Origin of the sequence: Luteimonas salinisoli, from assembly GCF_013425525.1 — a bacterium.
Classification (GTDB): domain Bacteria; phylum Pseudomonadota; class Gammaproteobacteria; order Xanthomonadales; family Xanthomonadaceae; genus Luteimonas; species Luteimonas salinisoli.
The window spans coordinates 58,941-85,774 of the sequence record NZ_JACCKA010000027.1; the positions used below are offsets into that span (position 1 = coordinate 58,941).

Consider the following 26,834-nt stretch of genomic DNA (forward strand, 5'->3'; position numbering starts at 1 on the left):
GATCAGGCGCGGAGGCTTTCGAGGTCGCGGATCAGTTCGCTGGCCGCAATCGGGTCGAGCGAGCTCAGTGGCTCGCCGTTCTGTATCTCGCCCCACCCTGAAGGCTGACCGACCTGCACTTCCAGCAAGGTCTGCTCCGGATACTCGTCGACGAGCCCGACAATGATGCCCGGCTCGAAGCTCAGCTCGATCGCTCTGTCGCGGCCAAGTGGCTTGTTGAAGTACCAGATGCCACCACCATCCTGCGCCTGACCCCGGCGCCAACCCTTGTTGACCAGCCCCAGGACACGTCCAGTCGGCACGGTCGAGCCCTTCCAGCGGACGAGTTTCTGCTGCGCCTGTTCGTCCGGTGTCAGCACATGCGTGTCGCGGCCCAGCTGTGCGAAGGGCTGCAGCAGTTCATAGTCGGTGAACAACTGTCCGAACTCCGCCGCGACATCAGCGCCCAGCTCCAAGGCGTGCGGAATACCGACGCGAAGAGCCTCGTCTTGAGGCAACTCGAAGGGATCATCGGTGCCGGTGGTGAAGCCGCCATCCTCGGCCACCCGGAAGCAAGTGCGCAACCTGCCGCCATAGCTGCCGTCGCCTTGGCCGGCATCGACTTCGTACACGCCCCAGACCAGGCGCTGCACCAAGTGGCGCACCAGCGGGTGTTCGGCCAGGAAGGCGCGGAAGACATCGGCGCGCCAGCGCCGCCGTGTGCACATCGCCACTTCCAACCGCAGAACTTGCTGGCTGGCGATTGTGCGCACGTCCTTCTTGAGCAGCTTGAAGCGCTCGGCAGCCTCCTTCGACAGGCCCGCGTCGTCGGTCTTTTTCGGCTTTGGCAGGTCGGCCAGGCGCGCGCCATCGCCGTCGCGCACGTAGGGTTTGAGCGCCTCGTCGAAGCCGACCCGGAAGGCGCGCGGCCCGAAATCGAGCAGCATGGTGCCATGCTCGTCGAGACCCAGGTCAGGCGCCAGCCGGTCTTCGAGTTCCTCGGTCGTGAAGCCACGCGCTTCCGCGATCTGCGCGATCTTCTCGCGGGCCCGGTCCTGCAGGCCCTTGAACTTCACCTTCTGCGCGATGCCATTCAACAGCATCAGCGCCACGTCGGAGCCGATCATCGCCAGCACGTCCAAACCCGCCACTGCGCGCGCATGCGCGGCCTCGCCCGGCCAGGCACGTAGGTAGGGCGTCAGCTTGCGCGCGGTTTCGTCGTTGCCGAACAGCCCAAGCGCGGTGAGCGCCCAACCGTCCTTCGACGGCGCGCCGGCGTAGAGCCACGCAGCGAAACAGTCCCAGGCGAAGTCCGCGAGCGAATCGCGCGTGCAGGCGTCGCGCACCTGTTCGATGCCGGGGTAGATACCTTCGTTGGTCGGGAACGCGAGCATCGTGCCTAGCGGGGCCAGCGCCTCATCCGGCAAGGCCTTGCCCGCGCCCGGGCCCTCTGCAAGTACCGGACGACGCCAGGCACCAGGCTGCCAAAAGGCAGGAAGCGTCGGGCGTTTTCTGGGAAACCGGTCGAGCGGGTCTTCGGCCAGCACTGCCTCGACCGCCGCGACGACCTCGGGCTGGCCGTAGCGCGCCGCCACCTCGAGGACCAGCGCGCCGTGCCCCTCGGACGCGAGAATGCGCAAGGCAACGCCAGCGCAATCGCGTGCCTCGCCCCGTTTGCCGACTGCAGCCGCAATCAGACCGCAGGCGGCGTGCTCGGGGAACTTGAGCAGCCACTGGCGCCCTGTTTCACGCAGGCTCTTGAGCTTGGCGGCAGCGCGCGCCATCTGGGGCGCGAGGTCGACGGCGCCGAAGTTCAGTGCGAGCACGAGATTCTCGGCGGGATGACGGCGCACTACGGCCAACAGTCCCGGCAACACTTTCAGGCCAAACTTGCCTACGATGAAATCCGGGCGATAGGAATAGTCACTTTCGCCAGCCAATACATTCCACACCGAAGCGCCCATTTCGCCCGGCAGCAGCGCGAGCAACGTGTCGCTCAGTGTGATGTAGCTCCAGCGTTCGGCTTTGCGCGCCTGTTTCATCTTCAGCCACAGTTCGCACAGTGCTGTGGCATCCTGTGTTCGGATCGCCCGGATGGCCGGCTCGACCAGATCGCGGGTATCGACGTGCCGCTTGAAGTCGAGGCACTCGACCATCTTGTCCGGGTCTTTCGCGGCATCGGCGTAGTACGGTGGCAGTTGCCCAGCGGCGAAGCGGCCCGCCTCGCGCTCACCAGGCGCCCAGCGCTCGACTGGCGCGATCGGCAGCGTTTCCAGGTCGAGCGCCGCGATGGCTCGCTTCTTGCGCGTTGCCAGCCACGGTGGTCGCGCCAGCACCGCTGGCAGTTCGTCCGTGCTGCCGACGACGGAAGGACCGGATAGCTGCTTCAGCATCCTGTCGACGACCGCTTCGGCTGCGGTGCCGAGCCATGGGCGCAGCGCCGGCAACGCGGCCTCGTTGGCGCGCAACAAACCGGTCAGGCTCGGTGCGACAAGCGCACCTTCCTTGCTGCCACCGGCAACCAGTTTCGAGAGCGCAACGATCGCGGCTAGCGGCCAGCGATTCACCGCGGCCGTCAACCGCGCCAGAGCGCCTTTGCTGCTGCTTGCCGAACGCGCAAGGGCATCGATCGCCTCAGGCAGACCGAAGGCAGCCAACGCAGTGCCGGCGACCTCACCTTCCGCGCGTGCCAGCAATGTCTCCAGCGCGCCCATCCCGCGTTCCTGCAGCAGAGTGGCGACCATCTCTGGGTCATCGAGGATATCTTGGCCATACGCGTCCAGCTTCGTCCGACGTATCGCGGCCAGCGCAGCCGGATCGGTCGCGGTCAACTGCAGCCAGTGCAGGGCCGAGGGCGCATTCGGGCCGGCCAGCGCAAACGCCAACGCATTGGATACCTGCGGTTCGTCCGGGAGCAGCATCGCCATCGCCACCTGGCGTGATGGATGCAGCGTCGGTAGCGCGGCGCGGATCCGGTCGACGCACTCGCTGTAGACCGAATCGCTCGCTGCCGAAAGGTGGCGCCTGAATGCCCACTCGCCTTCCCCGACCGGGGACGACCAGCGCGATGCCAGCGGCCCGTCGATGGAATCGTGGAAACTGATGCCTGGCTTGCCGTTCGTTCCGCGCCATTCGAAGCGCACTTCGAACTCGCGCTCTGCCTGCAGCAGCAGGTCGAGTGCCGCAGGCAGGCCATCGCGACCAACCAGCATGTTCACCAGTGACCGGACGTCAATCGTCGCCCGGTACGCGTTGGGTGCCGCGGCGAACACGAGGGCCAGCATTGCGGCATCGGCATGCGGCGAAGCTTTGGCGGCGGGTTTCTGCAGCCGTTCCCAGCCTTGCTGCAATGCCTGAGCCATCGAAGCGTCCGAATTCTTGTCGTCCGGCGAGGCATACCCGTCGATGGCCTCGTATAGCGCCTGCAGGACAGCTGCAGGATCGCCTCCAGGTGCGACGACAGCCGGAAAGCGCCGTGACGGCAGGGCCCTGGCCAGCAGCCCGGCGGGAACGTCGAGCGGTTCGCCCTGCAATAGCCAGGGGGCGACAGTTGGAGCGTTCGCGCGGATGGCGACGGCGGCCGTGGCGGGAGGCACCGTATCCGATGGTGCTTCGATAGGCTTCGCCACCGCGACCGTGCCCGTTGTCGCCGCGTCATTGCCGACCGAGGGGCCCACCTTGGTTTCCGTCTTGCCGATCCCAGCGTCTGCCGCCGCCGCAACCTCGGCGTAGCCCTTGCCCGCCTTCGCGTCGATCAGCTTGGTCATCGCCGCCGCCGCCTTGGCGTCGTCGCCGAAGGTCTTGGTCTGGCTCTGTCCCTGCGTGCCGATCCGGCCCCACCGAATATTCACATCCGAGCCATCCAGCTCGATTTCCCAGAATTTGTTCGAAGTCCCTTCGGAAAATTCAAAGCGCCGCATTCCATTCCCCTGGTGTCCCCGTCCCGTCGCCCGGCTCTTTGCAGGCCGGCCCCGGGCAGGATGATCGCATTTTCGCGGCGCTTCCGAGCGACTTGCCAGTGTCCGTATTGGGCCGCGAGTGGCGATATTCGGATTCAATTCTAGGTGTGCGGCCTGGGGGGCCAGAGGCGCCCCCCTTCATGCGTCGATCAACCCGCAATGCCGGTGTGCCGTCACTGGGTGCAAAGGGGGCGGGGATGGGATTGGACTCGCCTACCTGGGGCGGAGCCGCCGGCCAGCAGCGGAGACCCTTGGCCGCGCACGCCGTGCGTCACAGGGTGCTTGCTGGGCGGCGTCTACGTCTTTGCCATCGCTTCGCCGCGTAGGGCATGGCGATCACCGCGCCGATCAGAAGGGCCAGGGCCCAGTACCTGCCGACCAGGCGCCCGAACGCGTCCCCCGGAAGCCTGATGTCGATCGGTACCGCCAGATCGGTGAGCGGAGCGACCACACCTTCGCCTTCGCCGTCGGACCAGAAGCGCATGCCGGTCACGTCTCCAGTCGCGTTGCGCAGCACCTGCAAACGGGTGAAGTCTCCCGGATACACGAATGTGTCGGCGGTGATCGCGATGAGTTCAGAGCGCATCCCCCCGGTGCGCTGCGCGGTCAGGTTTTCGCCAACAACGCGCAGCTCGCGCGTCGAATTCTGGTCGACGCGATACACGCCCTCGTACTGCTTGAGTACTGCAACGTCGACGTGAACCGGCGTCACCGGCGGATACGGATCGCCCAGGGCGGCGGCCGCAAGGCGGCGCGCGACCGCTCGGGCGTCATGCGCTGGAGAGGCCATTTCGTTGTTGAGAAGCACGGCGACCGAGAGCTCCGCCCCCGGCACATAGAGCAGATAGGCGGAGAAGCCTGCGATGCCGCCATCGTGCTGCAATGCCGGGGCACCCCGCACCGAGGTCGTCCAAATGCCGTACCCGTAGGCGTTGGCCTTCGCCTCGCCGACCGGCGTGATCATGCGCGCGTAGGTCGCAGGCGCGAGCACCTTCCCCCCGTGCAGGCCGCGGTTCCAGCGCGCCAGGTCGTCGACCGTCGACACCAGCGCACCCGCGGCATGGGGCTGGGTCATGCTGAGCGGCAGGGGAGCCGTCAGGAATCCGCGGTTCGTGGTGTAGCCCTTGACCTGGCGCGCGACGACGGCGGGGTCGGCGCCGTATCCGGTGTCGTTCATACCCAGCGGCTCGAACAGCGCCTGCTCCAGATAGCGGTGCCAGGGCTGGCCGCTGGCCGCTTCGATCACCGCGCCGACGAGCACATAGCCGGAGTTGCTGTACTTCCACCCTTCGCCCGGCGCGAAGTCCGGCGCTTCATTCTTGAAGTAGTCGACCAGCTGTTCGGTCGTGACGTGGCGCCTGATCGCCCCTTCGAACGTGCCCGGAATCTCCGTGTACTCCTTCACGCCGGAGGTGTGGTTGAGCAGTTGCTCGATCGTGATGCGCGTACCGCCCGGGTAGGTCGGCAGGTGCTTCGACAGCGGATCGTCCAGCGAGACCTTGCCGGCGTCGACCAGCGTCAGGAGCCCGGCCGCGGAGAACTGCTTGGTGACCGACGCGATGCGAAACCGGTCATCCGGCTCGAGCGGCACGCCGGCCGCGACATCGGCCTGGCCACGCGCGGCCCGATACAGCACCTCATCGCCGCGCATCACGAGCACCGCCCCGCCCGGTAGGTCGGCGCGGTACGCCTCCGCCAGCAGCGGTTCCGCGTAGCGCGAGAATTCCTCAGGCGTCGGCGGCGCTGCGGCGGTGGCCGCCTGCAACGTCAGCAATCCAGTGAGAGCGAGCGCTACGCCGATATGTCGCATCTGGAGGGATCCTGTTCCGAGGGTGCCGGTCAGACGCCGTGTCCGTAGGGTAGTGACAAACGTGGAGCAGGCTTGGCCAGGGCAGGCCTTGCTTCAGAGGGTACTTGCTGCAAGGCGTTTGCGTCTGCGCCATCGCTTCGTCGCGTAGAACATGGCGAGCGCGGCGCCGATCAGCAGGGCCGTCGCCCAGTACCTGCCGATCAGGCGCCCGAGCGCGTCGCGTGGAAGCCTGATGTCGATCGGCACCGCCAGATCGGTGAGCGGAGCGACGACGCCTTCCCCTTCGCCGTCCGACCAGAAACGCATCGCTGTCACTCTGCCCGACTCATCGCGCAGCACCTGCAGTCGGCTGAGACCCTCGGTATACACAAATATGTCGTCGGTGATCGCGCTAAGGTCAAATCGCCTCCCCCTTGCGTGCTTTGCGGTCAGGACTCCGTCGACAACGCGCAGCGTGCGCGCTGCATCCCCATCGGCACGATAGACGCCCTCGTACTGCTTGAGCACTGAAAGGTCCACTTCGACCGGCTCCACCGGCGGGTACGGATCCCCCAGGGCGGCGGCTGCAAGGCGGCGCGCGACCATATGGGGCGCATGCGCTGGAGGGGGCGTTTCGTTGTTGAGGAGCACGGCGACCGTGATATCCGCTCCCGGCACATAGAGCAAGTAAGAGGTGAAGCCTGCGATGCGGCCACTGTGCTGCAACGCCGGCGCGCCCCGCAGTGTGGACGTGCCGATGCCGTAGCCGTAGTCATGGGCCTTCGCCTGGCCGACTGGCGTGATCATGCGCGTGTAGGTCGCAGGCTCGAGCACCTTGCCCTCGTGCAGGGCACGGTTCCAGCGCGCCAGATCATCGACCGTCGACACCAGCGCACCTGCGGCGGGATCCTGATTGGCCTGGGTCACGCTTGATACCCGTGGCGGCGCGGGGGCACCGTGGTCCGTGGTGTAGCCCCTGACCCGGCGCGCGGCGACAGCGCCGTCGCCGCCGTATCCGGTGTCGTTCATGCCCAGGGGCTTGAACAACGTCTGGTCCAGATAGCGATACCAGCGCTGGCCACTCGCCGCTTCGATCACGCCGCCGACGAGGTGATACCCAGAGTTGCTGTATCTCCACCCTTCGCCCGGCGCGAAGTCCGACGGGTCCTTTCTGGTGTCGTAGAAGTCCTTGATGCCAGACGTGTGGTTGAGCAGTTGCTCGATCATGATGCGCGCACCGCCCGGATACGTCGGCAGGTACTTCGACAGCGGATCATCCAGCGAGACCTTGCCGGCGTCGACCAAGGTCAAAAGTCCGGCGGCGGAGAACTGCTTGGTGACCGACGCGATGCGGAACCGGTCGTCCGGTTCGAGCGGCACGCCGGCCGCAAGATCGGCCATACCACGTGCATCCCGATACAACACCTCGTCGCCCCGCATCACGAGCACCGCCGCGCCCGGTGCATCCGCGGGGTACGCGTCCGCCAGCAGCGGCTCCGCATACAGCGCGAATTCGTCGGGTGAGGGTGACGACGCGGCAGTCGCCGGCTGCAATGCCAGCATTCCGGTGAGAGCGAGCGCGGAGCCAATACGTCGCATGGGCAGAGATCCTTTCCGCGGTGCGCCCTGGCACCGTGTCCGTAGGGTAGCGGGAAATGTGTACCGACCAGCTTTGGCCACGCACGGCCTGCTTCAAAGGGTGCTTGCTGCAAGGCGCCTGCGTCTGCGCCATAGTTTCGCCGCGTAGAGCATGGCGATCGCGGCGCCGACCAGAAGTGCCGGCGCCCAGTATCTGCCGACCAGGCGCCCGAGCGCGTCGCCCGGAAGCCTGATGTCGATCGGCACCGCCAGACCGGTGAGCGGAGCGACGACGCCTTCCCCTCCTCCCGCGGACCAGAACCGCATGCCGGTCACTTTCCCGCTGGCGTCGCGCAGCACCTGCAAGCGGCTGAGGCCGTCGGGATAGACGAATGTGTCGGCGGCGATGGCGGTGAGCGCGAAGCGCCTCTTCCCAGCGCGCTGGACAGTCAGGGTTCCGTCGACAACGCGCAGCGTGTGCGACCCATCCCGGTCGCCGCGATACACGCCCTCGTATTGCTCGAGCACGGCCAGGTCCACGACGACCGGCTTCACCGGCGGGTACGGATCCCCCAGGGCGGCGGCGGCAAGGCGGCGCGCGACGACATCGGGCTCATGCGCTGGAAGGGGCGTTTCGTTGTTGTAGAGCACAGCCACTGTGAGATCCGCGCCGGGCACGTACAGCAGGTGCGAGCGAAACCCCATGATGGCGCCACCATGCTCCAATGCCGGGACGCCCCGCACCGCGGACGTGAAGATACCGTACCCGGCGTCGTGGGCCTTCGCCTGGCCGACCGGCGTGATCATGCGCGTATAGGTCCCAGGTTCCAGCACCAGTCCCCCATGCAGGGCTCGGCTCCATCGTGCTAGATCGTCGACCGTCGACACCAGCGCACCTGCGGCATGGAGTCGGGACATGCTGATATGCCGGGAAGGCGCCGGCGGTCCGTACCTCGTGGTGTAGCCCTTCACCAGACGCAAAGTGACGATGGGGTCGGCACCGTAGCCGGTGTCGTTCATGCCGAGCGGCATGAACAATGCCGAATACAGATAGTGATGCCAGGGCATGCCGCTCGCCGCTTCGATCACGGCGCCGACGAGCACGTAGCCGGAGTTGCTGTAGCTCCACCCTTCGCCGGGCGCGAAGTCCGGCGGATCGTTCTTGAAGGATCCGACCAGTTGCGCAGTCGTCCCGTGGCGCAGGTACTTTGCCTGGATCGTCCTGTGAATGCGCAGATACTCCTTTGCGCCGGACGTGTGGTTGAGCAATTGCTCGATCGTGATGCGTGCACCGCCGGGATAGGTCGGCAGGTACTTCGACAGCGGGTCGTCCAGTGAGACCTTGCCGTCATCGACCAGCGTCAGCAGTCCGGCCGCGGCGAACTGTTTGGTGATCGATGCGATGCGGAACCGGTCGCCAGGATCGAGCGGCTTGCCGGCTGCAATATCGGCCCTACCGCGCGCGCCCCGATACATCACCTCGTCCCCGCGCATGACCAGCACCGTCACGCCCGGCGCGTCCGCGCGGTACGTGTTCGCCAGCAGCGTTTCCGCATGGCGCGCGAATTCTGCAGGTGTGGGCGGCGTTGCGGCGGTGGCCGCCTGCACTGCCAGCAGTCCGGTGAGAGCGAGCACGGCGCCGATACGTGGCATGCGGAGATCCTTTCCGTGGGGTGCCGGCCAGGCACCGTGCCAGTAGCGTAGCGGCAAACGCCGGGCTCGGCGCGGCCATCCTTCCGCTCTCGTTCGTCCGGTGACCATGTGCGCCTCGGGGCTGGCGTTCCGGTTCTCCCAGGCTCGATCCTACTTGCCGAGGATTCTGTCGCAGCGCTGCCCCAAAGCCGGACGACGGCGCTACCATGCGCGCACCTTCGGGAGGCATCGTGAGTCGAGCAGGCTTTTCATTCCACCATCCCATCGCGTTCTGGGTGGGCTGCGCCCTGATCACCGCAGGCGTGCTCTCGCACGGGCCGATGTTCATGATGGGCCAGCACACCCACTGGCAGATGGTCGGCATGCCGATGACGACCGAGATGTGGATCGGCATGGCGATCATTCCGCTCGGCCTGGCGCTGTCGGCCTACGGCATGCTGCCGCGCACGCCCGCCGGCCTGCAGCCCGGCATGGGCGCGCCGCTGAACTTCCACGTGGCCGATGGCGTGCCGCTCAACCGCGCGCACTTCACGCTGGCGACGGTGCTGGTGGTGACGCTCGCCATCGACGTCATGAAGCCGGCCACGCTCGGCTTCGTGATGCCCGGCATGCGCGCCGAGTACCGCCTGGAGACCTCGGGCGCCAGCGTGTTGACGCTGTTCGCGCTGACGGGCACGACGGTCGGTTCGGTGGTGTGGGGGCGCGTGGCCGACCGCTTCGGTCGCCGCTCGGCCATCCTGCTGTCGGCGCTGATGTTCATCGGCACCGCCATCTGCGGCGCGATGCCGTCGTTCGGCTGGAACCTCGCCATGTGCTTCCTGATGGGCGCATCGGCAGGCGGGCTGCTGCCGATCGCCTTCACCCTGATGGCCGAAACCGTGCCGGCGCTGCATCGCGGTTGGCTGCTGGTCGCACTGGGCGGCCTGGGGACGTCCGGTGGCTACCTGCTCGCCGCGGGCGCGGCGGCGGTGCTGGAGCCGATGTTCAGCTGGCGGGTGCTGTGGCTGCTGGGCCTGCCGACCGGCGCGATGATCATCGTACTCAACCGTTTCATTCCCGAGTCGCCGCGCTTCCTGTCGAGCATGGGCCTGCATGCGCAGGCCCGGGCGCTGCTGGCGCGCTTCTCCGGGCCGGGCGGGCGCATCGAGCGCGACGACGCCCTGCATCCCGCGCCGCCGGTGATCGATGAAGGCCACCCGGTCGCGGGGACCCGCGATCTCCTGCGCGGCCGGCACGCACCGATCTCGCGGAGCCTGCTGGTGGCGGGCACCGCGTGGGGACTGGTGAACTTCGGCTTCGTCCTGTGGCTGCCGACCAACCTCACCGAGCTGGGCGTCGATGCGGCCGCGGCCAGCGCCCTGCTCGCGCGGTCGGCGATCTACGCGCTGCCCGGCATCGCGCTCGTCATCTGGCTTTACTACCGCTGGAGCAGCTTCAAATCGCTGGTGCTGTTCCTGTGGCTGACAGCGGCCGCGCTGCTGGTATTCGCCGCGCTCGATGTCCTGGGCATCCGCTCGGCGTCCCTGACCACCACAGCCATCGCCAGCTTGCTGATCAGCGTGAGCGGCGTGATCGCCATGCTCATTCCCTATGCGGCAGAGATCTATCCATTGCGCCTGCGCGGCACGGGGTCGGGGGTGATCGCCGCGAGCTCGAAGTTCGGGGGCATCCTCGGCGCGGGCCTGGGCGTCATCGGGTTCTTCGACCACTTCGCGCTCTCCGCGGCGCTGCTCGCCATCCCCATGGCGGCATCTGCGGTCATGCTGGGGCGCAGCGGCGTGGAGACACGGGGGCAAGGGCTCGAGGAGATTCAGGTGCGCTTTTCCTGAGCCTGCACGCGAAACGGTGCCCACGAAACGTTGCACGAATCGGTTCAGTCGCAGGTGATCTCAGCCTTCGGCCGGAGGCGGCCACCGGCGCTCAGCATGGCGGCACCTACCCCCACAGAGTCGGTTTCGCCACCATCAGGTAGAACACCCCCAGCATGGCAACGAAGGCCGGGTAGCCCAGTGCTTCCCAGCAGCGCGCGTAGCGCCAGTAGCTGGCGGGTAGCTCGCCGGAACTTTCCCGCGCCGCGGAGGCCATGGCGGCCATGCGCAGCTGCAGCCACACCACGGGCAGCCACAGCGCCCCGGTGACCACGAACAGTCCGATCGAGAGCGCCAGCCACGGCGTGGTGAGCGGCCAGCCCGCCAGGTGCATCATGTACAGGCCGCTGGCGGGCTGCAGCAGGACGGCCGGGGCGGTGAACCACCAGTCGGCGCGGACCACGAGCCGCGACACCACCGCCTGCGCCTCCAGGCTGCCGCTCCGGTTGGCGAAGAACATGTAGAACGCCGTACCGAAGCCGGTGCCGACCAGGACGACGCTCGACAGCACGTGGATCCACTTCACCACCAGGTAGGTCGTCATTTCGCGCCCCTGATCAGGATCCAGAGCGCCGCGGCAATGGGGACATTCTTCGTCAGCGGCCCCAGGGGATGCAGCCACAGCGAGGGATCGAGCACGCTGGCCACCGCAGTCATCGCCAGCATGAGTGCCAGCGCGGTCAGATAGACACGTCGCGACGGCCACAGCGCCAGCGCGAACCCGACCAGGAAGTCGGCGCCCGCACCCGCGGCGATCAGGACCGCGGCGAGGCGATGGTCGGTAATCCCTGCCTTCGCCAGGAGCTCCATGCTCTGACCGTCGAACTCCCAAAGGCTGGCAACCGCGGTCGCGAGCCACACGAACACCACGCCCATGCGCAGCAGCCTTTCGTCGTGCGGGCTCATCGCAGGGCCCCGCTCATGGCTGCGGTGGATTGCTCCCGTGAGGCGCCGGGGGCTTCGTCGACGATGTCGGTCACCATCCCCCACCTGGAGAACTCGGGCTCGAACTCGGCCAGCGACAGCAGGCCCGCGGCCGTGACGGCGCCTGCGGCCATCGCGTCGCCGGCGGCGAGCTTGCGCGCCAGCAGGATCGCGGCCATGCAGGGGATTTCGGGGCCATCGTCGTTGTCGGCCGTGATGTGCCAAGCGCGGCGTGCGGGGCGTCCGGCAGGGTCCAGCCCTTCGATGCGCACGACCATGCCGCCCAGCGGCGTGCCCAGCGCGTCGAACACGCCGCTGATACGGTCCAGGAGCCCGGCCAGGCGTTCCGGCTGCTTCAGCAGGCCCCTGCCGCGCAGCGCCGCCAGCACGGCGAAGGCGCGCTGCGTGGCGGCCACCTCGAGCGCGGCGCGGAACATCACCCGGTCGCGCACGCCATAGCGCGCCGGGAACAGTTCGAGGTCGGGGATATCGCAGAGCGCGCCGATGCGGGGGCGCAGACGCTTGAACTCGACGCGCTCGGGCGCGGCCCAGCCCGGCGCCTGCGTCCACTGTCCGTCTCGCCAGACCCGCACCGGCTTGCCGCAGTAACTCAGCACCGCCGCCAGCGTCGCCTTGCCGCGCGGTGCGGTCTGCGCCGGCGCGATGCAGATGTCGATCGCATGCAGCGCCCGCCAGCCGGTGGCCAGTTGGTCGACAACGGCCGAGGACAGCGCCGGCACCGTGCTCGCGCCGCTGATGGCGGTTTTTCCAGCCTGCTGGAATGCGTGCTGCAGCGCCGGTGGAAAATCGCAGACGAAGCGGCGGCCGTCGGCCAGGTCGATGTAGTGCGCCCCGGCGCTTGCAGCCGCAAGTGCCACCGCATACGACTGCTCCTGAAACGGGCCGGCAGTGTGGATCACCAGGTCGACGTGCAGTGCGGCCAGGGCCTGGCTGAAGCCGGGGGCATTGCAGTCGATCGGGACGGCGCTGACCCGCCCGTCCAGGGTGTCTGCGAATCGGCGGGCCTGAACGGCATTGCGTCCGGCTACCAGCAGCTCGATGTTCGCATCGCCCGCGAGCGCCCGGCAGATGCGGGCGCCGAAGTTTCCGTAGCCGCCCAGTACAAGCGTCTTCATCCGTTCCCGGTACCCCTTGGCCGCGGCAAGCAGTATCGCCGAACAGGCTCGTTTGGCGCACCGTCGAATCGCCGCGGGGCTGACGGTCTTTGCTGGCCGAAGTCATGGGTGAACGCAACGCCAGAGATTACCGGCGCCCTTGCGTAGAGGTTGAGCGGGCCGCGCTAGAGGCGGATGAAGTCGAGCAGTGGGGCCAGGTCGTGCCCATCGGCCGCGCGCACCGCCGCGAGATAGCGCGCGCGGGCGTCGGCCGCTGGCAATGACCCGCCCCAGGTCGGCGCGGGCGCGCCCCGGGCGCGCAAAAAGAGATCAGCCATCGCGCGCGACGTGCGGCCGTTGCCGTTGGGGAAGGGATGGATGAGGGTCAGGCGGTGATGCAGCCGCGCGGCCTGCTCGTCGAGCGGATAGCTGCCGTATTCCTGCCAGCCCGCGACCTCGTCGAAGAGCTGCCGCACCGCCACCGCGATGCGCGCAGGGTCGATCCCGATGTTCCGCTCGGTCGTCCGGTACTTGCCGGCCCAGGCCCACACCTGGCCGAACAGCCGGGCATGCAGCGCGCGCAGGAACGCCTCCGACGCAACCTCGGCGCCCGACCGGATCTGCGCCTCGGCCCACTGCATGCCGGCGATGATGTTGGTGGCCTCCGCGCTGTTGAGGTCGGCCCGCGTCGCGACGAAAGCCAGCTTCAGGCCCTGGGTTTCGTCGGGGTCGAGCGGTGTCTGCCCGTCCTCCTCCGGATCCATCCAGGAGCGCATCGCATCGGGCGGCGTGCTCAAGTCGGATCCCAGAGACGCTCGTCGGGGAACTGCTGCTCGATCTCGCGCACGAGCTGGCTCGGCAGATCGTCGAGCGACACCGCCTGGTTCTCCATCGCCATCGTGTCCAGCGCCCGGCTCTTGAGCCACGCGGCCGCCAGCTGCATCCGCCGGTCGGTGACGGTTTGCTCCAGCGGGCGGCGCGGCAGGAGCGCGACGACGAGTTCGCAATCGAGCGCCTCGGCGGCGCGCGCCAGCGACTCGATCGTGAGCTTGCCCTCTGCCTCGCCGCGCTCGAGCTGGACTACCCGCTTCTCGCCCACGCCCATCCGGCGCCCGAGTTCATGGCGCGGAATGCCCAGCGCCTCGCGGATCGTGCGGATCCAGCCTCCGCGCGGCGCGGCGCGGGTGGGCGGAGGCAGGGCTCTCAGGGCAGCAAAGCGCTCGTCCAGCCGCTTTCGCGCCAGTTGTCGCATGGAACGGGTCGTGGCCATGGTGCCTCCGCTACACGGATGTATACGTTCATAAGCTTCCAGGGGAACAAAGATATTCCTGACTGGATGGGCTTAAAGAATAATAATATAGCACATATCGCCGCATTTATGGCATAAAATTATAGCGCGTCCCCGCGCAGGGGTGTGCGGCCCCGAGGCAGGAGGTCCACCCGGGCCGGGACACCCAAGCGACCTGCCGGACGATCCCGCTGCGGTCCGAATGACGGCGATAACAACACGCAGCGACAGTTCACGAAGCCCGCAGCCGGAATGCCTGCCGCACCCCCTCGCGATAGGCCGGGCCGCTGCCCAGGCGCGCGCCCGACGCCAGCCGAAACACGTATTGCCCCGACCCCAGCGTCTCGATCTCCGTCACCGCCGCGATGCGCACGATCCGCGAGCGGTGGATGCGCACGAAGTGACGTGGGTCGAGCTGCGACTCCATCGCGGCCATGGTTTCTCTCAGGATCAGACGTTCCGCGCCGACGTGCAGCTCGACGTAGTTCAACTGCGCGACGATGCAGTCGATCGATTGCACCGGCACCATGCGCAAGCGATGGGCCACAGGGACGGGCAGGCGCTCGGGGAAGTGGTCGGCCGCGCCGGAGGCGACGCGCTGCCGTGCGACGCGGGCGCGATCCAGCGCGACCCGTAGCCGCTCGCGCGAGTAGGGCTTGAGCAGGTAGTCGACCGCACCGTGTTCGAACGCGTCCACGGCGTGCTCGCCGAACGCGGTGACGAACACCACGTGCGGACGCCAGGCCGCGGCGGCGCGATGCAGCGTTCCGAAGCCGTCCAGGCCGGGCATCTGGATATCGAGGAACACCACGTCCGGCTTCATGCCGGCCAATGCGGCCGACGCTTCGTCGCCGTCGCTGCATTCGCCCACGATATGCACGCCGTGCTCGGCACCCAGCATGCGCCGCAGCCGGGTACGGGCCATCGGCTCGTCGTCCACGATCAGCACCCGCAACGGCAGGTCGTTCATGCCGCCGTGCCCAGTGTCAGCGGCAGCGACACGCGCACCCGCGTGCCCCCTTGCGGCAGGGTCGTCATCTCCAGCGACTGGGCCGCGCCGTACAGGCATTCCAGGCGGTCGCGGGTGTTGGCCAGGCCCAGCCCGAAGCCGGGCTTGGCCGGCGTGCCGGCGCCGTCGTCGAGCACTTCCAGCAGCAGTCGGTCGCCCTCGCGCCAGGCCCGCACCTCCACGCGCGTCGGCGACACCCGTTGCGCCACCGCGTGCGCCACCGCGTTCTCCACCAGCGGCTGCAGCATCAGCCGCGGTACCTGTGCGAACAGCACGTCCTCGCCGATGTCGCGCGTGAAGCGGAGCCGGTCGCCCAGGCGTACCTGCTCGATGCCGATGTAGCAGTCGAGCGCATCGAGCTCGTCGTCCAGGGATGTCTGCTGCTGGCGGCTGGATTGAAGGCTGTAGCGCAGCAGCCCGCCCAGCTGCACCAGCATGGTGTCGGCCGCGTCCGCGTCGTGATGGACCATCTCGGCGATGGAATTGAGCGAGTTGAAGAGAAAGTGCGGGTTGAGCTGTGCCGAGAGCGTGTCCAGCCGCGCCTGCGTCAATCGTTCCTGCAACACCTGGGCCTGGCGTTCGCGGGTGCGCGAGCGCTGGGCGTAGACCAGGGCGTGACCAATGCCGACGATGACGCAGCAGACCAGGAAGTTCCTGAGCACGCTGCTGACCATCAGCGTGGCCCCGCGCGGTGGCGTGTCGGAGCCGCCGACCCAGGGTTCCAGCACCAGCACGGCGCCGGTACGGAACGCCGCCGCGGCCAGCACCGCAAACAGCAGGATCCCCAACGGCGCCAGCCAACGCTCGCGTTCCAGTGGGCTGCGCGCGGTCCACCACAGCAGCCACAGCGTGGCGATCACCCAGATCGCGGCGCTCACCAGTTGGACGGGCAGGATCTCCTGCAGGCTCACCGGCTGTCCGCGCGCGGCGCGGAAGGCGAGCAGATGGCTGGTCACGATGACGGCGTTCAGCCCCCACCATGCGACCACGCCGAGCACGATGAGCCAGGGGACCTTGCGCATAGCGAGGCAGGCTAGTCCGCGGCTCCGGTCCCCGCAACCGCCGGCGCCGGCTTCGTCCCCGGGTTCCCCCGATTCGTCCCAGCGCCGATCGATTCGCGGTCCCTGGCGCTAGGTTGCACGCGGACCCGACGGCCGCGATGCCGACCCGGACCTGGCGCCGCGAAGCACCACGTTGCGTCCATCCAGCAGCGAACCCCCGGACCCCGAGGAGCCATGTACAAGTCCCCGCTGCTCGCAATGGCGATCCTGCTCATCGCGCTGCTGGCACCGGCGCCCGCCAGCGCGGCCTCGCCGGCGGTGCGGACCGACCACCTGCAGTCGCGCCTGGTCGCCGAAGCGACCGCGGCGGTGCCCGGTGCGCGGCTGACCCTCGGCCTGCTGCTCGAGCACGACCCGCACTGGCACACGTACTGGCGCAACCCGGGCGATTCGGGGCTGCCGACCGAACTCGAACTCACGCTGCCGAACGGCGTGACCGCCGAGCCGATCGAGTGGCCGCATCCGCAGCGCTTCGAACTCGCGGACATCGTCAACTTCGGCTACGGCGAGCGCCGGCTGCTGCCGGTCTCGATCGTCATTCCGGCCGACTACGCCGCCGATGCGCTGCCGGTGCGCGCCGCGGCGAACTGGCTGATCTGCGAGGTCGAATGCATCCCCGGCAAGGCCGAGTACGCGTTCGAACTGCCGGTCGCCCCAACGGCCGACGCGGATCCGCGCTGGGCCGACGATTTCGCCGCCGCGCGCGCCGGCCTGCCGGTCGTCTCGGCGGCGACGCTCGCGGTCGCCGAGGACGCCGACGCCATCGCCCTGGCCGTGAGCGGTCTCGACGCCGCCGTGGCGCCGGCGCAGTGGCAGTGGTTTCCGGAAACCCCGGAGGTCTTCGCCAACGGCGCGCAGCCGCAGTGGCAACGCGCAGCCGATGGCTGGCAGGCGCGTTGGCCGAAGAGCGAGTACTTCACCGCGCTGCCGGCGGAGGTCGCCCTGGTCGCGGTCGATGGCGACGGCACTGCGTGGCGTTTCGCCGCCGGCGTAGCGGGCACCGCGGGCAGCGTTGCGTCGTCCGCCCCTGCGGCGCCGCTGCCGGGCGGCGTGGCCACCCCCCTCGGTCTGCTGGCGGCCCTCGTGCTCGCCTTCCTCGGTGGCCTGGTCCTCAACCTGATGCCGTGCGTGTTCCCGGTGCTGTCGATCAAGGCGATGAGCGCGCTCCGCTCGGCCGACGACCGCGCCGAACTGCGCCGGCACGGCGGCTGGTACACGCTCGGCGTGGTCGCCACGTTCCTGCTGCTCGCCGGCGTGCTGCTCGCGCTGCGTGCCGGCGGCGAACAGCTCGGCTGGGGGTTCCAGCTGCAGGAGCCGCGCTTCGTCGCCGGCGTCGCATTGCTGCTGTTCGCGATGGCGCTGTCGTTCTCGGGCGTGTGGGAGTTCGGCGGCCGGATCGCCGGCACCGGCCAGCGGCTGACGGAAGGCAACGGTGCGCGCGCGGCCTTCTTCACCGGCGCGCTGGCGGTCGTCGTCGCCAGCCCGTGCACCGCGCCGTTCATGGGCACCGCACTCGGTTGGGCGCTGGCGCAGCCGGCCTACGCTGCGCTGGCGGTGTTCGTGGCGCTCGGCCTCGGCCTGGCCGCGCCGATGCTGCTGCTCGGGTTCGTCCCGGCACTGGCCCGCGCCTTGCCGCGGCCCGGCCCGTGGCTGGAAGGCTTTCGCCAGCTGCTCGCGTTCCCGCTGTACCTGACCGTGGTCTGGCTGCTGTGGGTGTACGGCGAACAGACCTCGCCGCTCGGCATGGCCTGGCTGCTCGCCGCCCTGACCGCGCTGGCGTTCGCGCTGTGGCTGCTCGGGCGCCGGCCCGCGATGCGCTCGCCGCGGTTCCGCGCGGCTGCCGCCATCGCGTCCGCGGCGGCGCTGGTGGTCGCGCTCGGCCTGCCGCTGTCGGCATCGGCGCCGGCGGCCGCCGACGTGCAACCGACGACCGATGCCGGCAGCGAGCCCTGGAGCGAACAGCGCCTGGCCGAACTGCGCGCGGCCAACCGCCCGGTGCTGGTCAACATGACCGCCGCATGGTGCGTGACCTGCCTGGCCAACGAGCGCGTCGCATTGTCCACCGACACCGTGCGCGACGCCCTCGCCGCGCACGACGTCGCCTACCTCAAGGGCGACTGGACCCGCAACGACGAGGCGATCACGCGCTACCTCCAGCGCTACGGCCGCAACGGCGTGCCCCTGTACGTGCTCTACCCCGCCGGCGGCGGCGCACCCCGCGTGCTGCCGCAGCTGCTGACCGCGGATGGCGTCGCCGACGCGATCCGCTCGATGTGACCTTCCCGACCCAGGAGACCGACCGATGAAAGCCTCACTGCTCACCACTGCGCTACTGTTCGCCGCCGCTGCACTGACGGCCTGCGCTGCCTCAGACGCGACCGCCGCCGCCGCGGTGGGCCAGCCCGCCCCGGCCTTCACCCTGGTCGACTCGGCCGGGCAGACGCGCAGCCTGGCCGACTTCGCCGGCAAGACCGTGGTGCTCGAGTGGACCAATCACGAGTGTCCGTTCGTCAGGAAGCACTATGGTTCCGAGAACATGCAGGCGCAGCAGCGCGACGCGACCGCCGACGATGTCGTCTGGCTGAGCGTCAACTCGTCCGCCCCGGGCCAGCAAGGGCATGTGGACGGCGCCGCCGCCGAACGGATCCGCGGCCAGGCCCGCGCCGCGCAGACCGCCTACCTGCTCGACCCGGACGGCACCACCGGCCGCGCCTATGGCGCCAAGACCACCCCGCACATGTACGTCATCGATCCCGCCGGCGTGCTGCGCTACGCCGGCGGCATCGACAGCATTCCGAGCCCCGACCCGGCCGACATCGCCAAGGCCACGCAGTACGTGCCGCAGGCGCTGGCGGAGCTGGCGGCGGGGCAGCCGGTCAGCGCCCCGGTGACGCGCCCGTACGGATGTTCGGTGAAGTACGCGAACTGATCTGCGTGCTCGAGGCTCCGGGGCGCTGAAGCGTCCCGGGGCGGAGTCGCCCCTGCTCAGTGCAGGGCGTGCGACGCGTGCTGCAATTCCGCTCGCCGTTCCACCCGCTCCGCCGGCCGCGCCATCTCGTCCAGCACCAGCCCGGCCTGCTCCGCCAGCAACTCCAGGCAGACCGCCCGCTGCCCGTCCGGATGCCGGGCCCCTCCGCATGGTCCTCGTCGTGTCTTGGAGTCGGAAATGTTCCGGGCTAGTGGATGTTCCCGTGGTGCGACGGTTCTTCGGTTGCTACTCCGATGGACCTGAAGACCCCGTTCTCAAGGACAACCGGAGCAGCAATCCCGGGTCCGCCCTGTGCGCGGACAGCTCCCATCCATGCGCCAGCGCGATTTCCCGGCAGATGGCCAGGCCGAGCCCGGCGCCCTGGTCGCGCCGATGGGCGCCACGCCAGAAGCGGGAGAACATCTGCGACAGATCCTGCGGATCCACGCCGGGGCCAGCATCGCGCACCGTCACCGTTTCAGCGTCCACCTCCACCCGCACCTCGGTGCCGTGCGGCGCATGCTGGATGGCGTTTTCCAGCAGGTTTTTCAGCAGCGTGAACAGCGCACCGCGATCGGCTTGCCATCGCGCAACGGAGGCGCCGGACAGGGTCACATGCACGTCAGCCGCTTCGGCCATGCGCTGCAGGTAGGCGACGACGTCCTGCGCGACCTCCTGCACATCGGTGATGGCGAAACCGTAGTTCTGCACCTCGCTGGCTTCCGCCAGCAGCAGGAGTTGCTGCACCTGGCGCGTCATGTGCTCGACGTCGCCGAGCAGCGCGTCGCGGTCCTCGCCCTCCTCTCTCAACTCGACCTGCGCGCGGATCAATGCCAGCGGCGTCTTCAACTCGTGCGCAGCCGTCGCAAGGAACTCCTGCTGCACGCGGAATCCGTGTTCCAGCCGGTCGAGCGCGCGGTTGAAGCTGTGCACCAGGGGCGCGATCTCGGACGGCACCGCCTCGGTGCGCAATCGCGCGTGGAGTGCGCGCGGCGAGATCGAGGCTGCGGACTCCGACAGCTTGCGCAAGGGCCGGAGCGTGTATCCGAGCGTGACATAGGCGCAGATGCCGAAGACGACGAGCAGCAGCACGCTGAAGATGACCACGCCCGCACCCATGAACGGCAGGGTGAATTCCTCGTAGATGAAGCCCAGCATCCGCGTGCTGACGGCGAACTGCAGGTACCAGGTCCTTCCGCCATGCTCGAAGCGCTCGATGGCGCTGTGCATTCGGACGCCCCCGCGTTCGAAGTTGAAGCTTCCAGGCACAAGTGGCCGCGATTCGGCGGGAGACCAGAAGTCTTCTCCGGCAGCGGAAACGAGCACCGTCCGCCCGGAGTCGTCCAGCATGCGGTAGGCAACTTCCTCCTTGAGACTCTCATAGATCCACTCGTCGTCATCCTCGCTGGCCGCGAAGCCGACTGGGACACCCTTGCCGTCGAACCGGACCGCCCCGACCAGCTGCTGCGTGTACTCGGCCATGTCTGCCTTCAGCAACAGGTCGCTGCGGTAAGTCGTCAGCACGAGGGTCACCAGGATCATGAGCAAAACGCTCAGGATCACCCCGACCACGTACGCGAGCAGGACCCGCAGGCTAAGGCTGTTCGGCACTGTCGGCTTCACGAAGGGCATAGCCGAGACCTCTGACATTGATGATCCGTTGGCCCGAACCGATGGCGCGCAGCTTGCGGCGGATGCGATGCAGGGCGACGTCCAGCGCGCCCGGGGTGACGGCCTCGCCCAGTCCCCAACCGGCCGACTCCAGCGCGCCGCGGCGTACGACTTCCTCGTGCTTGCGCAGCAGCAACAACATGATCTGCATTTCCGCCGGGGGCAGCCTCGCGATCTCCTCGCCGCAACACATGATGCCGTCGCCAGGCCGCAGCGTCAGATCGCCCTGGCTGGGGTCGAGCTGGCGAACCTCCACCGGGCGGCGCAGCAATGCCCGCACGCGCGCCACCATCTCGTCCATGGCGAATGGTTTTGGCAGGTAGTCGTCGGCGCCGGCATCCAGGCCCTCCACACGGTCGCGCAACGCATCCCGCGCCGTCAGCACCAGGCAGGGCACGCCCATTCCTGCGCCGCGCAGGCGCCGCAGCAGGACGAGCCCATCGCCATCCGGCAACCCGCGATCGATCACCAGCGCCTGGTAAGGCATGCGCCGGATGATGGCCCATGCCGCATCGACGCGATCGACGACATCGACGGCGATTCCGGCTGTCGCGAGTCCCTTGCAGACCAGTCGCGCAAGCCGCTCGTGATCCTCGATCAGGAGAATGCGGCTCATCGCGGCGTTTCGTTCTGGGGTGACAGATGAGGGCAACGCGCTCGCACTGAAAGCCTTACTCCTGCATGCGTTCAACGCGCCGCGAACGAGCGGCATTATCGAGCGTTTTCCTTACTGGACACTTACCTGGCCGAACCCATGCCTGTTCGGCGGGGGTTCACTGTCCGGTAAGTCTCCGGAAGGACGCGTCGCCTCACAGTCGCGCTTCGTTATAGCACGAGGCATCGCATGCATCCGCACGCCGGAACCGTTCCGATCCGGCACGCCCCGGGCACTCGCCCGCGTCGTGCATGAATAGCATTTCGACCAGCGTTGCGTTCTGCGACGAGGCATCCGTGCTCCCGCACTGCCTGGAGCTCCACCGGGCGCCGAATCGGACCGGCGATCTCCGCATTCCCGCCGGTGGCGGCGACTGCCGCACGTCGGGCCGGAAGGCAGTGGACGCGGTGCGGCCATTGCCGGGGCTGGTGCCTGGGTCGGCAGGGAGACCTGGGTGATCGAGTACGACAGCGCCCCTCGCGCGGGCGGCCGCCCGAAGCGGAGCACCTCGAGCCCGTTGCTGGTTGCGCCAACACGATTATCTGCGTGGATCGTGTCGCGCGGCCGGCAAATACGGCATCGACTGGCGAAGGCAGGTTTTCCGCGCGGAAGGCTTCACAGCGCGACGGGCGCATTCGGCATGCGTCACCACGTCTTCGAACGCGCCTTGAATCGTTCCCCCGCCAGAGAACCGACAACGCTGAAGGCGCTGGCGAAGAATGCCTACGTGCAAGTACGACGGCCGCGACTACTGTTGGCGGTATGTCTCGCCGGTATTGCTTCGTCTGTTGTTTATCCGTCCGACTTATCGAGCTACCGCGATACGCCGCGCAGCGAGCACGTACTCGTCACTGGTACAGAGCGGTACGGACGGCATATCAATACGATCGCAGTGGTGGCATTGCCCATCGTCAAACGCGACCCGATAGGGGTGCTGCAAATCGTCTATCTCGGCGTTACCGGCGCCATCATGACCCATGGCTTGAAGCGCGCACTGGATCCAGTCGTCATCCTGGGAGTGCGCTTGGGTGAACGTCCCTATGGCGGACGGCACAACATGCCTTCCGGACACGCCTCACTGGCGTCTTCGGCGGTGTACTTCGTGGGGCGTCGTTACGGATGGTGGCACCTGTTCTACTTGTTGCCGGTGCTGTTGCTGACAATGCTTGCGCGCGTAGCGCTCGATGCGCATACCGGATCCGCGGTGATTGCAGGCGCATTGATCGGCATCTTCTGCGCTGCCTTGTTTACAGGAAAGCACAGGTCGTAGGTTGGCGGGGTTCGCGCCAACCTGGCGGCTGCCAGCCATCCCCACGATCCATCACCAGGAGAGCCGCGTGAGACGACCAGCATGCACGCCCTAGCGCGCAGATTGTTGTCCGGCGCTTTCGTTCCCAGGGTGCGCTGGCGCTTTCGCACATCGAGATTCATTCTGGTCTGGGCGCTGTTCAATGGAGCGGCGTATCACGCGCCACTCTATCTGTTCGGCATCGAACATCTGGATGTCGCATCCTTGCGTGCGGGCATGACGTTGCTCACGTTGCCCGTCCTGGTCGTGGCAATGACCGCGGTGTTCATTGGCCTGATCGCCTTGATCTCGCAGCGGCTGGTCAAGCCGTTCTGCATGGCGATGGCGGTCGTCAACGCCATCGCACTCTATTTCCAGGTCACGTATGGCGTCGTGCTGGACGACACCATGATGGGCAACGTCTTCAACACCGACACGTCGGAAGCGGCCGGCCTGTTCCATCCCTGGATGCTCGTGTACGTTTTTTTCCTGGGCATCGTGCCTTGCTGGGTTCTCCTGCAAGTCGAGGTGACGCACACGCCTTTCCGCAAACGCCTGGCAATGCCCGTCGCGGTCGGCCTGTTCACGCTTTGCTGGGCGTATGGCGCATCCCAAAGCTGGTTGTGGATCGATCAGTACGCCAAGCGGATTGGCGGCATGGTCCTGCCCTGGTCGTACGCGGTCAATGGTGTGCGCTACTGGGCAGGCAACGTGGCCCCGCACGAACGCAGGCTGCTACCTCCCGCCCATTTCGTGTCGAACGAAAGGAAGGTCGTCTTCCTGATCATCGGTGAGTCTGCCCGCGCGCAGAATTTCTCCCTGTATGGGTATGGCAGGCAGACCAATCAGGAAATGGCCAAAGCGGGTACCACGGTCTTCAAGAAGGCCCGGTCGTGCGCCACGTACACGACCGCCTCCCTTGAATGCATCCTGGCCCATCGGGACCCCGGGGCGCGTGCGCGGTGGGAGCCATTGACCAGCTATCTCCAGCGGCATGGCGTCGAAGTCACCTGGCGAACGAACAACGCCGGCGAGCCCGCCATGAACGTACGGCACTTCGAACGTCTTGGCGATCTGAAGGCCGGTTGCGCGGGAGAGGCGTGCGACTACGACGAAGGATTGTTGCGCGGCATCGAAGCGCGTATTGCCGCATCGAACCAGCAACGCATCCTGGTGGTGTTCCATCTCGAGGGGAGCCACGGGCCGGCATACAACACGCGCTACCCGTCGCGCTTCAACGTGTTTACACCGGTGTGCGCATCGGTCCAGCTGCACCAGTGCTCGAGCGACGAACTGGTCAATGCCTACGACAACACCATCGTCTACACGGATTTCGTCGTGGGGCAGGCCATCGACATGCTGAAGGGTCTACAGGGTTACTCGACCTCGCTGATCTACGTTTCCGACCATGGCGAATCGCTGGGGGAGTACAACCTGTATCTGCACGGGACGCCCTGGTCGATTGCACCTGCCGTTCAAAAGGAAATCCCGTTGATCGTATGGGATTCCAGCGCAGCTCATTCAAACGCGAACGCGACAATGACGGTCGAAGGCACGTTTTCCCACGCGAACGTGTTCCACAGCGTCATGGGTGCGTTCGGGATGCGTAGCGACGTCTTCGACCCCGCATTGAACCTCTTCTCGCCAGAGAGGCCCCAGTGACATCAGAGGCGCTGGCAAAGATGGACTGCGCGAATGTGGCTCGTCAGGTCGTTCTGTGCCCTGGCGAACGCTGGAGGTAGCGCGCTCGCACTGAAAGCCTTACTGGACACTTACCCGTCCGCACCGATTCCTCGTCGGCGGGAATTTCCTGTTCAGTAAGTCTCCGGAAAGACACATCGTCTGACAGTTGCGCTTCGTCATAGCGCGAGGCATCGCATGCGTCCGCACGCCGGAACCGTTCCGATCTGGCACCCGCCGGGCACATGCCCGCGCCGCGAATGAGCGAAGTTTCGCTCATCGTGGCCGGGCCGGCATGGAGGCCCAGGTGATCGAGTACGGCCGCGACCTGCGTGCGGGCGGCCACTGGAAATGGAGCACCTCCGGTCCGTTGCGACTGGCGATCGAACGCTTCGCTTCCCCCTCGATCAAGCCCTTGCGCTGGGCCGCCGCGATCGGCGTCGCGTTGGCTGCCGGCGGCGCACTGCTTGGCCTGTGGATTGCGACCAACGCGCTGCTTGTGGGCGAAGCGGTGCAGGGGAATTCGTCGCCGGGTGCGGTCGGCAGCTTCATCGGCGGGGTGCTACGGCTGGATGAGCAGCTCTTCGTGCTTCTGAACTCGCTGGGTTCGGGACGTTGGGACGGCTTCTGGCTGTTCGTCACCAGCAGGCTTTCATCGATTCCTGTTTTCGTGGCGCTGATGTATCTGGTGCATCGCCATTTTGGACTGAAGAGCATGCTGGTGGTGCTGGGGCTGATCGCAGTGATGATCACCGCAACCGACCAGTTGGCCAATCTCTTCAAGGACGGTTTCGAGCGCCCCAGGCCTTGCCGGGAAGAACATCTGCAAGAGCTCATCCGCTATCTCGCGCCGCGTTGCGGACGTTATGGCTATTTCTCGGCGCATGCTGCGAATTCGATGGCATTCGCGGTTTTCCTGGGCCTGCTGTTCAGAAGAATCCACAGGCACCTGCTGCTTCTGTTGCTGGTCTGGGCGTCGATCGTGGGCTATAGCCGCATCTACGTGGGGGTGCACTATCCGGCGGACACCCTGACCGGGATGGCGATCGGGGCGCTGATCGGCTTCCTCATCTACAAGCTCTCACGGCGGCTTGGAACCCTCAGGAGCCGTATGGCGGCTCGGCCAAGCAGTCCGCTTCTTTGATGGACACGGCACCCTCCCGAAGCCAAGGCGCCGTCGTGCACGGGCCCTTCGAGGCGCGAAGCCGATCCGGGGCCGACGGCCGAATCCAGGCCCGGCGCATGTACGACCTGAGCGTCGTCATCCCCACATTCAACGAAAAGGACAATGTCCGGCCGCTGTTCGATCTGTTGCGCGCCGCGCTCCAGGGGCGGTCCTGGGAGGCGGTCTATGTGGATGACGACAGCCCCGATGGCACGGCTGAGGCAGTGCGTTCCCTGGCTCTGGAGTTCGACAATGTCCGCGTCATCCAACGGGTCGGGCGGCGCGGCCTCTCCGGGGCCTGTATCGAGGGCGTTCTGTCCTCCACGGCCACGTTTTGCGCCGTCATCGATGCGGATTTGCAGCACGACGAAACCCGGCTCGCACCCATGCTCGATGCGTTGCAAGGCGATGACGCATTGGACATCGTGATCGGCAGTCGCAACATCGACGGCGGGTCGAGTGGGCAGGGCCTGTCCCGTATCCGACGCTGGGGCAGCGATCGTGCGACAGCCCTGACGCAGCGTCTGCTGAACATCACGGCCTCCGATCCGGTCAGCGGGTTCTTCATGGTGCGCCGCCTGTCCTTCAACGAGGTGGTCACGTCCCTTCAAGGCGAAGGGTTCAAGATTCTCGCTGACATGCTGGCCGCGTCTGCAGGGCGATGGAAGACGCATGAGATCCCCTACACGTTCCGGTCGCGTCAAGCCGGAGAATCCAAGATGGATTCCGCGGTCGCCCTCGAGTTCGTGTCGCTGCTGGTGGTCCGGAAGACGGGCGGGCTGGTGTCGACGCGGTTCGTACTCTTCTGTGCCGTCGGTTTTACGGGCATCTTCGTGCAGCTGCTTGCCGTCAAGATCGCGCTGGCCTCTCTGACGGATCAATTCGCGCTGGCGCAGGCCTTCGGGGTGTTCGCAGCCATCAACTCGAATTTCCTGTTGAACAATTTGATCACCTATCGGGACCGCGCTTTGCGCGGGCGCGCGATCTGGCGCGGGCTGCTGAGCTTCTACGCGGTCTGTGCGCTCGGCGCGGTCATGAACGTTGGTGTGGCCAACGTGTTCTTCGCGGCGATGCCGTTCTGGGCCCCGGCAAGCATCGTCGGCGCGATCGCCGGCGCAGTTTGGAACTTCGTTGCTTCTTCATTGTTTACCTGGCGCACTCGTTGACGAACGCAAGGGACAAAG

The 26,834-nt window shown here is 67.3% G+C and carries 20 protein-coding genes; 7 read left to right on the forward strand and 13 right to left on the reverse strand.

Annotated elements, in window-relative coordinates:
* Positions 1-2: 2 nt before the first annotated feature.
* The 4 genes from H0E84_RS03670 to H0E84_RS03685 all read right to left on the reverse strand — a co-directional run bounded on the left by H0E84_RS03670 (position 3) and on the right by H0E84_RS03685 (position 8,958).
* Positions 3-3,899 carry a WGR and DUF4132 domain-containing protein gene (locus tag H0E84_RS03670; protein ID WP_180677272.1) on the reverse strand — a complete coding sequence of 1,299 codons (3,897 nt, stop codon included), beginning with the start codon at positions 3,897-3,899 and terminating at the stop codon, positions 3-5.
* Positions 3,900-4,209: 310 nt separating this feature from the next.
* Entirely contained in the window at positions 4,210-5,748 is a 1,539-nt protein-coding gene (locus tag H0E84_RS03675) for a serine hydrolase domain-containing protein (protein ID WP_180677273.1), read from the reverse strand.
* A 93-nt stretch (positions 5,749-5,841) separates the two neighbouring features.
* The gene (locus tag H0E84_RS03680) at positions 5,842-7,326 is read right to left on the reverse strand and encodes a serine hydrolase domain-containing protein (RefSeq protein WP_180677274.1); all 1,485 of its coding nucleotides are present in this window, start codon (positions 7,324-7,326) and stop codon (positions 5,842-5,844) included.
* Between the two features lie 93 nt (positions 7,327-7,419).
* On the reverse strand, positions 7,420-8,958 hold the full coding sequence (locus H0E84_RS03685) for a serine hydrolase domain-containing protein (RefSeq protein ID WP_180677275.1): 1,539 nt from the start codon (positions 8,956-8,958) through the stop codon (positions 7,420-7,422).
* A gap of 230 nt (positions 8,959-9,188) precedes the next feature.
* Between H0E84_RS03685 and H0E84_RS03690 the strand changes: the two genes are divergently transcribed.
* Positions 9,189-10,787, forward strand: a complete 1,599-nt coding sequence (locus H0E84_RS03690; RefSeq protein ID WP_345776261.1) for an MFS transporter — start codon at positions 9,189-9,191, stop codon at positions 10,785-10,787.
* A 106-nt stretch (positions 10,788-10,893) separates the two neighbouring features.
* Here the strand turns inward: H0E84_RS03690 and H0E84_RS03695 are convergent, their stop codons facing one another.
* From H0E84_RS03695 to H0E84_RS03725, 7 genes are all read right to left on the reverse strand, one after another.
* Positions 10,894-11,370 carry a DUF2269 family protein gene (locus tag H0E84_RS03695; protein ID WP_180677277.1) on the reverse strand — a complete coding sequence of 159 codons (477 nt, stop codon included), beginning with the start codon at positions 11,368-11,370 and terminating at the stop codon, positions 10,894-10,896.
* The gene (locus tag H0E84_RS03700) at positions 11,367-11,732 is read right to left on the reverse strand and encodes a DoxX-like family protein (protein ID WP_180677278.1); all 366 of its coding nucleotides are present in this window, start codon (positions 11,730-11,732) and stop codon (positions 11,367-11,369) included. The genes H0E84_RS03695 and H0E84_RS03700 overlap by 4 nt, the downstream gene beginning before the upstream one ends.
* On the reverse strand, positions 11,729-12,886 hold the full coding sequence (locus H0E84_RS03705; protein ID WP_180677279.1) for a saccharopine dehydrogenase family protein: 1,158 nt from the start codon (positions 12,884-12,886) through the stop codon (positions 11,729-11,731). The genes H0E84_RS03700 and H0E84_RS03705 overlap by 4 nt, the downstream gene beginning before the upstream one ends.
* A gap of 164 nt (positions 12,887-13,050) precedes the next feature.
* Entirely contained in the window at positions 13,051-13,662 is a 612-nt protein-coding gene (locus H0E84_RS03710; protein ID WP_219339575.1) for a mobile mystery protein B, read from the reverse strand.
* Positions 13,659-14,135, reverse strand: a complete 477-nt coding sequence (locus tag H0E84_RS03715; protein WP_180677280.1) for a mobile mystery protein A — start codon at positions 14,133-14,135, stop codon at positions 13,659-13,661. The genes H0E84_RS03710 and H0E84_RS03715 overlap by 4 nt, the downstream gene beginning before the upstream one ends.
* A gap of 250 nt (positions 14,136-14,385) precedes the next feature.
* Positions 14,386-15,123 (reverse strand): LytR/AlgR family response regulator transcription factor, encoded by a 738-nt coding sequence (locus tag H0E84_RS03720; RefSeq protein ID WP_180677281.1) that lies wholly within the window; start codon positions 15,121-15,123, stop codon positions 14,386-14,388.
* Positions 15,120-16,184 carry a sensor histidine kinase gene (locus H0E84_RS03725; RefSeq protein ID WP_180677282.1) on the reverse strand — a complete coding sequence of 355 codons (1,065 nt, stop codon included), beginning with the start codon at positions 16,182-16,184 and terminating at the stop codon, positions 15,120-15,122. The genes H0E84_RS03720 and H0E84_RS03725 overlap by 4 nt, the downstream gene beginning before the upstream one ends.
* Before the next feature lie 213 nt (positions 16,185-16,397).
* On the opposite strand from H0E84_RS03725, the gene H0E84_RS03730 reads away from it, so the two are divergent.
* Complete coding sequence (locus tag H0E84_RS03730; RefSeq protein ID WP_219339576.1) at positions 16,398-18,500, forward strand: protein-disulfide reductase DsbD family protein; 2,103 nt, start codon at positions 16,398-16,400, stop codon at positions 18,498-18,500.
* A gap of 25 nt (positions 18,501-18,525) precedes the next feature.
* Entirely contained in the window at positions 18,526-19,152 is a 627-nt protein-coding gene (locus H0E84_RS03735) for a thioredoxin family protein (RefSeq protein ID WP_180677283.1), read from the forward strand.
* A 285-nt stretch (positions 19,153-19,437) separates the two neighbouring features.
* On the opposite strand, the gene H0E84_RS03740 is transcribed toward H0E84_RS03735, so the two are convergent.
* Positions 19,438-20,823 (reverse strand): ATP-binding protein, encoded by a 1,386-nt coding sequence (locus tag H0E84_RS03740; RefSeq protein WP_180677284.1) that lies wholly within the window; start codon positions 20,821-20,823, stop codon positions 19,438-19,440.
* Positions 20,786-21,478, reverse strand: coding sequence for a response regulator transcription factor (locus H0E84_RS03745; protein ID WP_180677285.1), 693 nt, complete (start codon positions 21,476-21,478; stop codon positions 20,786-20,788). Before H0E84_RS03745 ends, H0E84_RS03740 begins: the two co-directional genes overlap by 38 nt.
* A gap of 493 nt (positions 21,479-21,971) precedes the next feature.
* Here H0E84_RS03745 and lpxE point away from each other — a divergent pair, with 493 nt between their 5' ends.
* The 4 genes from lpxE (at position 21,972) to H0E84_RS03765 (ending at position 26,816) form a co-directional block, all read left to right on the forward strand.
* A complete protein-coding gene (gene lpxE / locus H0E84_RS03750) occupies positions 21,972-22,787 on the forward strand; it encodes a lipid A 1-phosphatase LpxE (protein ID WP_180677286.1) in 816 nt (271 codons plus the stop codon).
* 81 nt (positions 22,788-22,868) lie between these two features.
* Positions 22,869-24,467: a phosphoethanolamine--lipid A transferase EptA gene (gene eptA / locus H0E84_RS03755; RefSeq protein ID WP_180677287.1), complete on the forward strand. Its 1,599-nt coding sequence runs from the start codon at positions 22,869-22,871 to the stop codon at positions 24,465-24,467.
* A 325-nt stretch (positions 24,468-24,792) separates the two neighbouring features.
* Positions 24,793-25,629, forward strand: a complete 837-nt coding sequence (locus H0E84_RS20730; protein ID WP_219339577.1) for a phosphatase PAP2 family protein — start codon at positions 24,793-24,795, stop codon at positions 25,627-25,629.
* A gap of 98 nt (positions 25,630-25,727) precedes the next feature.
* Positions 25,728-26,816, forward strand: a complete 1,089-nt coding sequence (locus H0E84_RS03765) for a glycosyltransferase (protein ID WP_180677289.1) — start codon at positions 25,728-25,730, stop codon at positions 26,814-26,816.
* Positions 26,817-26,834 lie beyond the last annotated feature (18 nt).

Bases quoted from the DNA above. Each gene is read 5' to 3' on its own strand.
- H0E84_RS03670 (WP_180677272.1), bottom strand. From the start codon at position 3,899: ATGCGGCGCTTTGAATTTTCCGAAGGGACTTCGAACAAATTCTGGGAA.
- H0E84_RS03675 (WP_180677273.1), bottom strand. From the start codon at position 5,748: ATGCGACATATCGGCGTAGCGCTCGCTCTCACTGGATTGCTGACGTTG.
- H0E84_RS03680 (WP_180677274.1), bottom strand. From the start codon at position 7,326: ATGCGACGTATTGGCTCCGCGCTCGCTCTCACCGGAATGCTGGCATTG.
- H0E84_RS03685 (WP_180677275.1), bottom strand. From the start codon at position 8,958: ATGCCACGTATCGGCGCCGTGCTCGCTCTCACCGGACTGCTGGCAGTG.
- H0E84_RS03695 (WP_180677277.1), bottom strand. From the start codon at position 11,370: ATGACGACCTACCTGGTGGTGAAGTGGATCCACGTGCTGTCGAGCGTC.
- H0E84_RS03700 (WP_180677278.1), bottom strand. From the start codon at position 11,732: ATGAGCCCGCACGACGAAAGGCTGCTGCGCATGGGCGTGGTGTTCGTG.
- H0E84_RS03705 (WP_180677279.1), bottom strand. From the start codon at position 12,886: ATGAAGACGCTTGTACTGGGCGGCTACGGAAACTTCGGCGCCCGCATC.
- H0E84_RS03715 (WP_180677280.1), bottom strand. From the start codon at position 14,135: ATGGCCACGACCCGTTCCATGCGACAACTGGCGCGAAAGCGGCTGGAC.
- H0E84_RS03720 (WP_180677281.1), bottom strand. From the start codon at position 15,123: ATGAACGACCTGCCGTTGCGGGTGCTGATCGTGGACGACGAGCCGATG.
- H0E84_RS03725 (WP_180677282.1), bottom strand. From the start codon at position 16,184: ATGCGCAAGGTCCCCTGGCTCATCGTGCTCGGCGTGGTCGCATGGTGG.
- H0E84_RS03730 (WP_219339576.1), top strand. From the start codon at position 16,398: ATGTACAAGTCCCCGCTGCTCGCAATGGCGATCCTGCTCATCGCGCTG.
- H0E84_RS03735 (WP_180677283.1), top strand. From the start codon at position 18,526: ATGAAAGCCTCACTGCTCACCACTGCGCTACTGTTCGCCGCCGCTGCA.
- H0E84_RS03740 (WP_180677284.1), bottom strand. From the start codon at position 20,823: ATGCCCTTCGTGAAGCCGACAGTGCCGAACAGCCTTAGCCTGCGGGTC.
- H0E84_RS03745 (WP_180677285.1), bottom strand. From the start codon at position 21,478: ATGAGCCGCATTCTCCTGATCGAGGATCACGAGCGGCTTGCGCGACTG.
- eptA (WP_180677287.1), top strand. From the start codon at position 22,869: ATGCACGCCCTAGCGCGCAGATTGTTGTCCGGCGCTTTCGTTCCCAGG.
- H0E84_RS03765 (WP_180677289.1), top strand. From the start codon at position 25,728: ATGTACGACCTGAGCGTCGTCATCCCCACATTCAACGAAAAGGACAAT.